General features: G+C 54.4%; 3 protein-coding genes. 2 read left to right on the forward strand and 1 reads right to left on the reverse strand.

Annotation, left to right across the window (positions count from 1 at the left end):
- Positions 1-97: 97 nt before the first annotated feature.
- The gene (locus tag VGS11_00075) at positions 98-1,312 is read right to left on the reverse strand and encodes a cation:proton antiporter (protein ID HEV2118496.1); all 1,215 of its coding nucleotides are present in this window, start codon (positions 1,310-1,312) and stop codon (positions 98-100) included.
- Between the two features lie 152 nt (positions 1,313-1,464).
- On the opposite strand from VGS11_00075, the gene VGS11_00080 reads away from it, so the two are divergent.
- Both VGS11_00080 and VGS11_00085 read left to right on the forward strand, forming a co-directional pair.
- Positions 1,465-2,271 carry a hypothetical protein gene (locus VGS11_00080; GenBank protein ID HEV2118497.1) on the forward strand — a complete coding sequence of 269 codons (807 nt, stop codon included), beginning with the start codon at positions 1,465-1,467 and terminating at the stop codon, positions 2,269-2,271.
- 10 nt (positions 2,272-2,281) lie between these two features.
- Positions 2,282-2,512 (forward strand): hypothetical protein (locus tag VGS11_00085; GenBank protein HEV2118498.1); only part of this gene is annotated, 231 nt, incomplete at its 3' end.

Below are 2,512 nucleotides of genomic sequence, written 5' to 3' on the forward strand. Positions count from 1 at the left end.
CGAAGGAAGAACTCAAGAAGACCAACTCAGCCGTTGCGCGAAATCTGGCCGCGATGGATATGGGATGACCGGTAGATTGCACCTTGCGCACAGTTACCTAGTCCATCTGCGGTCTTAATGCATGGTCGACGGGAGCCAATCTAGGTCCCGTGAATCTTTGAAGGAATGGACCCACAATGGCCGTGACGAGGACTGACAGACCGATCAGGGAAAACAAGTCTGAGCCAACCAATCCGAGGGACAATGCGAACTGGCCGATGACAAGGGAGAACTCGCCTCTGGGGATCAGCCATGTCCCGTAGGTGACAGGCGAAGTTGGGTTACCTTCCCTCCCTCGCCCGATTAGAGTGCCGATTGTATATCCACCTGTAAACTTTCCCACAACCAAGAGAATCAGAACAAGCACGATGGGCAGGCCGAGGGCCAGGGCCGGAAATGGGTTGATCAGACTCCCCATGGAAACAAAGAACAGGACGATGAACAGGTCCTTCAGTGTCGCCACCTTCTCAAAGAGGAACTTCGATTGCTTGCCACGAATCGACAGCCCGATTATGAAGGCGCCAATGCCCGGGGAGTATCCCAGATCGGCGGCCAATATCCCAAACAGAAGGCCCAGAGCAAGGGCAAAGAGGAAAGGAATCTCCTCACCTTCAATCTCGTAGGATGCGAGATGGTCGATGACAAATGGTGCGAGGAACTTGGCAACGAGGTAACCGACTGCGACCAACCCAACTCCGCCGAGGCCTGTGATGATTACGCGTGACAATTGCTCTGATGGAGACACTGCCACACCTGGCGCGATTGTCGAGAGAGTAATCAGGAAACCAATAGCAATGATGTCTTCCATTATCATCAGGCCCACCAGGGTCTTCGATTCGCTCGCCTGGAACATCCGCCGCTCGAGGATAATTTTCCCCACAATGGCCGTGCTGCTGATGGAAGCGGCCATAGCAAATATGATGGAAAGGATCAGTCCGAGGCCTAACAGGTACGATGCGACAAGGCCGAAGGCGAAGGCCAGGCCGACTTCAACCAAAGTAAGGGACACGATCTTCGTCGCCACCTTCTGCAATTCGACCGGGTCCAGCTCCAGGCCTATGATGAACAGGAGGAGCACAATCCCAATGGAGGAAATCTGATTTATGATCGTCGGGTTAACCACCCATCCGAGAACATAAGGGCCGACCAGCATTCCGGCCAGAATCTGCGCGGAGACGACCGGAAGCTTCAGCCTGACGAAGACCAAGCTGAAGATAAGTGCGGCAGCCGTGAGGACCCCCAAATCCAGGAGGAACTCTGTTTCTCCGGCCACCAGTTGTCAGGCATCATATTCTTCGACATCCGTTATGAACGTTCAGCGGGTTCGGTTCAAACTACGCGCATTGTCGAAGCAAGGTAAGCTACTCAACGCCTGACCCGTCACGGCCTGAGCCACAAGGCATAAAGTCGATTCCCTGCAATTGAATGGAAGCCTTGCTGGCCTTCGCCGACAGTTTCCTGGCCTGGTTCGCCTCCACCGCATTCCCTGTCTTCCTGGGTTTGGTCATAATTACGGGAGCGGGGAAGTTCGTGCGGCCGAAGCTCCTGGCGGCGTTCGCATTCGGAATCTTCCTATGGTTCTTCGTCGACACAATTAGTGGCTCGGCGAACCTATACGTGAATCTTGGTTTTACCGGCGGCCTGAACCAAGTTGCTGTCTCTGCCCTGTTTGCTTTTGGAGTCATTCTTCTTTTCTTTGCCGATCGCAAGATTTTCGCAGGCGATTCAGCGGGAGGGTCACTTGACTTCAGTATCCCTCTCCTAGTCGCGATTGCGGTCGGAGTCCACGGATTCGGCGAAGGCACCGCGTTCGGTAGCATTGTGGCAACCACCCCAATTACTTCTCTCCTCGATGCCTTTGGAGGGGTCAGCGCCGGGGTCGCATATGCGCTGCACAAAGCGCTCGAACCGATGATGATTGGAGCGTGTTATGTCGCCTACTCTCAAGCTAGGTCAAAGAAAGCCTCGGGGTGGCTGAAGGATTGCATAGTGCTGACTGCCTTGTTCGTGACTCCTTCCTTGGTTGGAGCCGCGACTGGGTATTACATCAGATACGACGCGACCTATTTCTTCGCCCTCGGGACGGGAACTTCGGCCTACGCCGCGCTCAGACTAGCGAGGCCTCTCTTCTCTGGCTCCGTACCCGCGACATCATACGAGTCAGTGAAAGTTGGACTCTGGCTCGTTTTCGGTTTCGCGTGCATTTATCTTGCTGCTCTTTTCCATTCGTAGGCGCATGGCCTTGCTTGACCGGCGGACGTTTGTCGCCATCCTTATGGCGGTCATTGTCGTCAGCTCGGTAATTGTGGTTGCCTACTTTCTGACACAGTCAAGGAGCCCTCCAGTCAAGCAACCAGGTACTTTCCTCATAATAGCAGATGCCAACGGCTTCAACGACAGCATCAACCATGGGGTCCCGCAGAATTCATGGCCCATCATCACGGTTCAGAAAGGGACCAACGTGACAATCACG

The sequence above is a fragment of the Candidatus Bathyarchaeia archaeon genome (assembly GCA_035935655.1).
Classification (GTDB): Archaea; Thermoproteota; Bathyarchaeia; order 40CM-2-53-6; family 40CM-2-53-6; genus 40CM-2-53-6.